Origin of the sequence: Neptunicella marina, assembly GCF_014270035.1 — a bacterium.
GTDB lineage: Bacteria > Pseudomonadota > Gammaproteobacteria > Enterobacterales > Alteromonadaceae > Neptunicella > Neptunicella marina.
In genome coordinates this window covers 47,383-54,061 of the sequence record NZ_JACNEP010000022.1, presented here as the reverse complement: position 1 = coordinate 54,061, position 6,679 = coordinate 47,383, and the positions used below count along the sequence as shown (strand labels likewise).

General features: G+C 45.9%; 4 protein-coding genes. All 4 read right to left on the bottom strand.

The genetic code is table 11. The annotated features are described in order from the left end of the window. Positions 1-72 precede the first annotated feature (72 nt). The 4 genes from H8B19_RS17490 to tkt all read right to left on the bottom strand — a co-directional run bounded on the left by H8B19_RS17490 (position 73) and on the right by tkt (position 6,544). Positions 73-1,299 carry a DUF262 domain-containing protein gene (locus tag H8B19_RS17490; protein ID WP_186508308.1) on the bottom strand — a complete coding sequence of 409 codons (1,227 nt, stop codon included), beginning with the start codon at positions 1,297-1,299 and terminating at the stop codon, positions 73-75. Positions 1,300-2,162: 863 nt separating this feature from the next. Continuing rightward, the gene (locus tag H8B19_RS17485) at positions 2,163-3,326 is read right to left on the bottom strand and encodes a phosphoglycerate kinase (protein WP_186508307.1); all 1,164 of its coding nucleotides are present in this window, start codon (positions 3,324-3,326) and stop codon (positions 2,163-2,165) included. A gap of 91 nt (positions 3,327-3,417) precedes the next feature. Beyond that, the gene (gene epd, locus H8B19_RS17480) at positions 3,418-4,437 is read right to left on the bottom strand and encodes an erythrose-4-phosphate dehydrogenase (RefSeq protein ID WP_186508306.1); all 1,020 of its coding nucleotides are present in this window, start codon (positions 4,435-4,437) and stop codon (positions 3,418-3,420) included. A gap of 115 nt (positions 4,438-4,552) precedes the next feature. Further along, entirely contained in the window at positions 4,553-6,544 is a 1,992-nt protein-coding gene (tkt, locus tag H8B19_RS17475) for a transketolase (RefSeq protein WP_186508305.1), read from the bottom strand. Positions 6,545-6,679: the final 135 nt, after the last annotated feature.

The following is a 6,679-nucleotide window of genomic DNA, read 5'->3' as shown; positions in this document are numbered from 1 at the left end:
CTAGCGAGGGTTGCTGTGCGAACACCGCCTATGCCATATCGTCTATTGAGACTGGCTGATGTTTGTGGGTAATCAGGTATGTTTTTGCAAAATAGTCGCAACAAGCTCCTTATTACTTATGAGAATATCTTCCAGTTTTGCCCTGACATTTGTAAATTTCGTGAAAAATAACTTGTTATTTTGCAGCAACTTTTCATTAAACAGCTTTACTGCACCTAAAAACATTGCACTAGAATGACGACCAGTTGGACCATAAAAATATATTGCAGGATGAAGGCCAAGACTGCCACGATCATTACCCGTAATTCTTGATGCTAAAGCTATAGTTTTTTTCAGAACCTCTAAAGTACCTTCACCAGAAATATCATCAGCAAATTTTTCTAATTTCATAATTCCAAATTGCTGATTCGCATTTGCTATTAGAATGAATTCAATCAAAATTTGGATAGCTGCTCTGATGCCCTTAGAGCCACTTAACGGCAAATCCAATGTTTTAATAGGTTTTTTAATTTCAGGGTCGAACAACAAACGATGTAATTTAAGTGACTGAGCTTCAATTATTTCAGCTTTTTCTTTTTCAAATGACGACCAATAACGATGTCCTTTACCTGCTCTAATTATCGCTCTTGCAGCAATTGGTACTGGCTTTTTCCTATTCTTTAATAACAATTCTTCAAGTTGATCTAGCGGGGTACCCTTCATATTAATATTAAAAAAAGAAGTCTCTGCTTTATCTGTATCTCCTTTTACCCACTGAACGGGTAAACCTCGTGCAGTTAAAGTACTTAGCTTTTTCCTTTGCTCTGGGGTCATATCGCTAGTGTCGTTGTCATTTAGAAGATTTTGGTAATAACTCCATGAACCAATTTTCTCATTAACGAGTTTGCGTGTTTTCGCGGCTGCTTTTTTCTGTTCAGTTGATATTTCATGACCAAATAATTTATGAGAGATTTGGCCATCACCGTAATCATCCTCCATCCAGGCACGAATAACACTTAGTCGATGTCCTCCATCAATAACAAATAAATACGAAGGAGACATCCATAGAATTACAGAAGGAATGAGATCCCCGTTGATATAACATTCGAGCAAAGACAATACTTGATCAGGCGTCCAATGATTTGTTTCTCGTTGAAAATCCGGCTTTCTCAATAATGCTACAATTGGGCTACCAGAAGCCAACTCTCGGGCAGGAATACTGTTAAAAGTTTCAAAAGTCGGGTTTTCTTCTTGTTTGTGTGCAAAATCAGCTCTTTTGATCATTGCATCAAGGTTTACTAGGTTGGATTTCGCAGCCATGTTAGTTCCTTTTTAAATTTATTTTTCCAAGTGAAAGCTATTGCTTACGACAACTCTCGAATTAGGCTGTCTGAATAATCATTTGCACCTCTTACCTATTTCCTTATTAGTAACAAATTCAACAACTAATAGCGAATAGTTAGCCCAATGTTAAGTCAGGCTTTAGCCTGACTAGGTTTAAAACCAAACCTTCACATTTCTTAGCGACAGCGGGCAAGCGGAGCTTGGCTAATCGCGACTCCAACTTGCCTTGTGGAGGTGAGCTTGTTCGAACGGGAAAACAGGACGTTTTCCCGAGGCGCGTGTTTTGCACGGATTGCTGCCTCGCGCCGGTTCGATTAAACAAGTGAAACCGGAACAAGATTAGCAAGTTGGCGGAGTTATGCACTTTTCCCCTGTTTTGGTGCGTCAAAACAGGGTCGCGCCCCGGGAAGGGCGTGAAAAAATCATGGATGATTTCGCCAATTCAGTCCCCACTTCAATCAGGGATTTTTACTTCGGACTTCCTGTCCTTCGCCTTTCAGGCCGCACTGAAGTGCGTTTAAATTTGTTCCCGACAAATTTATCACCTCTTTCTTATCCCTAAGAAAGGGGCTCGCCCTGCATGAATGCAGGGAGAATAAAGCTAGGGATAGCGATGAATTTCAACTTTATTAAAGTACCGCTGTCGCCAGCGCGACGCCCAAACTATTAACCTATAACCAAGCCAATTTGCGCAGCAATTAATACAAAGCTTAAAATTAACCGCGCCCAAAGTTCACGACTAAAGTCGCTCCTACTAAAAAGAGCGCAAAGCGCTCTTCAAAAACAAAAAACGCCGCTTAATCAGCGGCGTTTTTAAACAATCAACGGCTACAGGCTACTTAACCTTTGGCACGCTTCTCAAGCATTGCTACTGCAGGTAATACCTTACCTTCAACAAACTCAAGGAACGCGCCACCACCGGTGGAAATGTACGAAATTTTATCTTCCAAACCGTATTTATCAATCGCAGCTAACGTATCGCCACCGCCAGCAATTGAGAATGCATCACTCTCGGCAATCGCGCGTGCGACCACTTCAGTACCTTTGGAGAAGTTATCAAACTCAAATACCCCACAAGGGCCGTTCCATAAAATGGTTTTGGCGCCTTTTAAAATCTCGGCGGCGGCTTCTGCGGTTTGTGGGCCGTAGTCCATGATTTCTTCGTTATCTGCTACCTGATCAACCGATTTGATGGTTGCCACAGCAGTATCAGAGAACTCGGTACCTACGCGCACATCGATGGTTTCAGGAATATCCAGCGTATCCATTAAGCGTTTGGCTTCCGGGATTAAGTCTTTTTCGTGTAACGACTTACCAACATTGTGGCCACGAGCTGCAACAAAAGTATTGGAGATACCACCGCCCACCACTAACTGGTCAACGATTTTAGATAAGGCATCCAGCACGGTTAACTTGGTCGAGACTTTAGAGCCACCTACTACTGCCACCATAGGGCGTGCCGGGTTATCCAGTGCTTTACCTAACGCCTCCAGCTCTGCCGCCAACAAAGGGCCAGCACAAGCAACCGGTGCATATAAACCTGCGCCATGAGTAGAAGCTTGAGCGCGGTGCGCGGTGCCAAAGGCATCCATTACATACACATCACATAGTGCGGCATATTGTTTGGATAAAGCTTCATCGTCAGATTTTTCGCCCGGATTAAAACGCACGTTTTCCAGTACCACCAGTTCACCGGCATTTGCATCCAGACCGTTTAAATAGTCACTGGCCAAACGCACCGGGAAGTCCACCTGCGCGGCGATGTAATCCACTACCGGTTGCAGTGAAAATTCTGCTTCAAACTGGCCTTCAGCGGGTCGACCTAAGTGCGACATCACCATCACTTTAGCGCCGGCATCAATTGCTGCTTTGATGGTAGGTAAAGACGCGCGAATACGCGCATCGGACGTGACTTTGCCATCCTGCACCGGCACGTTTAAATCCTGACGGATCAATACACGTTTACCGGCTAAATCAAGATCAGACATTTTAATTACTGACATGAGAGTTCCTTCAATTTTGTTGTTTCAAATTTAAATGATGATTCGTTATTGCGGCCGATTGCTGCGTTGCAACAGCCGCTATTTATTCCATTTATCGTGCGTAACCTAACTGGTGCATCACATTGGCGGTATCCAGCATGCGATTAGCAAAGCCCCATTCGTTGTCACACCATACCAGTGTTTTTACCAGCTGTTTATGACTGACGCGTGTCTGGCTGCCATCCACAATGCACGAATGCGGGTCGTGATTAAAATCACAGGATACCAGCGGCTCTTCAGTATATCCGAGCAAACCTTGCAAACGCCCCTGCCCCGCTTGTTTCAGCACCTGATTTACATCGCTAATGCACACTTTGCTATCCAGCGTGACACTTAAATCCATTGCGGTAACATTGATGGTCGGCACCCGCACCGCAATGGCTTCAAACTTACCGGCAAATTTCGGCAGAATCCGTTCAATACCCAGTGCCAGTTTAGTATCCACCGGAATAATCGACTGGCTGGCTGCGCGGGTACGGCGTAAATCCGGGTGATAAGCATCAATCACCTGCTGGTCGTGCATGGAGGCATGGATTGTAGTAATGGTGCCGCTGGTCACGCCAAAAGCGTTATCCAGTGTTTCAATTACAGGCACAATACAGTTAGTGGTACAGGAGCCGTTGGAGACAATCGCATCGCTGGCGCTAAGTACATCGTCATTAATGCCAAAAATTACGGTGGCATCTAAATCGTGGCTGCCCGGCTGTGCAAACAACACTTTTTTCGCACCTTGTTTTATATGGGCTAATCCGGCTTCGCGGTCGCCATACACACCTGTACATTCAAGCACGATATCCACATCATGTTGCTGCCAGTTAATATCGCTAATCTGCTCATGGCATAACAAACTAATGGGATTGCCTGCCACTAACAGCGTTTTGCCATCCAGCGCCACATCAAAGCCAAAACGCCCGTGTGAGGTATCGTATTTAAGCAAATGTGCAATGCCTTTGGGCTCGGCAAGTTCGTTGATGGCTACCACCTGAATGTGCTGATCACGGCCGGTTTCATACAAAGCGCGCAATACGTTGCGACCAATACGACCAAAACCATTAATTGCCACTCGCAACATAATGCTTATTTACCCCAGAAAATGAAAAATGGCTAAAACCCGAAATTTAAAAATAAAAAGGGCGCTGAAAAGCGCCCTAGTGTACCCGTTCAACTTACGACTGAACAGCCGTCAGTTACAGTTTGCTGGCCGCTTGTGCTACCGCTTCGGCAGTAAAACCAAAGTGTTTCATCAACGCGCCACCCGGTGCCGATTCACCGTAGGTTGTCATACCAACCACAGCACCATCAAAACCGACATATTTGTACCAGAAGTCCTGATGCGCCGCTTCTACCGCCACGCGTTTAGTCACCGCTTTTGGCAGAACAGATTCTTTATAATCCGCATCCTGCTGGTCAAATACGCTAGTGCTTGGCATAGATACCACACGAACCGCTTTGCCTTGTTCGCTCAGTAGTTTAGCGGCATCAACTGTAATGCCTACTTCAGAACCGGTAGCGATTAAGATCACATCGGGTGTGCCAGCACAATCCACTAATACGTAACCACCTTTGGCGATATTTGCCAGCGTTGCTGCATCACGGCTTTGCGCAGGTAAACCCTGACGGCTAAATACCAATGATGTTGGGCCAGAAGTGCGTTGCAACGCCGATTTCCATGCTACTGCGGTTTCTGCCGCATCACACGGACGCCAGGTATCCATATTCGGGGTTAAACGCAGGTTAGCCACTTGCTCAACCGGTTGGTGAGTTGGGCCATCTTCGCCCTGACCAATTGAATCGTGCGTGAAAACATAAATGTTTGGAATGCCCATTAGTGCCGACATACGTACCGCATTACGCGCATATTCCATAAACATCAGGAAGGTTGCGCCATACGGGCGGAAACCACCGTGCAAACCCAGACCGTTCATAATACCGGCCATACCAAATTCACGTACACCATAATAGATGTAGTTACCGCTGGCATCATCTGCCGTTAAGCCTTTAGAGCCAGACCATAAGGTCAGGTTAGAGCCGGCTAAATCGGCAGATCCACCTAAAATTTCCGGCATGAAAGAAGCAAAAGCACCGATAGAGTTTTGTGATGCTTTACGACTGGCTACGTTTTCTGCTTTATCCTGGGATTCCTGAATAAAGGCCGCCGCTTTTTGCTCAAAATCGGCTGGCAATTCACCGGCTAAACGGCGCTCGTATTCAGCGGCCAGCTCTGGATGCGATGATTTGTATGCTTCGAATTTTGCATTCCAGCTGGCTTCACGCTCAGCGCCAGCCGATTTTGCATCCCAACCTGCGTATACATCGGCAGGCACTTCAAACGGTGCATGTGGCCAGTTAAGGAATTCACGTGCTGCGGCAATTTCGTCATTACCTAATGGTGCACCGTGACAATCATGGCTACCCGATTTATTCGGAGAACCAAAACCGATAATAGTTTTGCAGCAAATTAAAGTGGGTTTTGAGGTTTCAGCTTTAGCCGCTTCAATCGCCGCTTTGATTGCATCTGGGTTATGCCCATCTACATCTGCGATAACGTGCCAGCCGTAGGCTTCAAATCGTGCTGGGGTGTTATCGGTAAACCAGCCTTCCACATGACCATCGATAGAAATACCGTTGTCATCCCAGAATGCAACCAGTTTGCCTAAGCCTAACGTGCCGGCCAGTGAACATACCTCGTGTGAGATACCTTCCATCAGACAACCGTCACCTAAGAAACAGTAAGTGAAGTGATCAACAATATCATGACCTTCACGGTTAAATTGCGCAGCTAAGGTTTTCTCAGCAATCGCCATACCGACCGCATTACTGATGCCCTGACCTAACGGGCCAGTGGTGGTTTCTACGCCTTCGGTATAACCGTACTCCGGGTGACCCGGGGTTTTAGAATGCAGCTGACGGAAGTTTTTCAACTCTTCAATTGGTAATGCATAGCCACTTAAATGCAGCAGTGAATAAATCAGCATGGAGCCGTGGCCGTTTGATAATACAAAGCGATCACGGTTGGCCCATTTCGGATTAGCCGGGTTATGTTGTAAAAAATCGCTCCACAACACCTGTGCGATATCGGCCATGCCCATTGGGGCGCCGGGGTGACCAGAATTGGCCTGTTGTACCGCATCCATACTCAGGGCACGGATCGCATTAGCTAGTTCTCGACGTGAGGCCATAGCATCTCCTATATAAATGGTTTACCACCTCAACTGTGGTATCTAATCTCAAATGGGTTGCCATTCTGGCTTAGCTGCCAGCTAACTGCAAACACAAGTGAAATAACATAAGAATATATAAAAAAATATTTAACA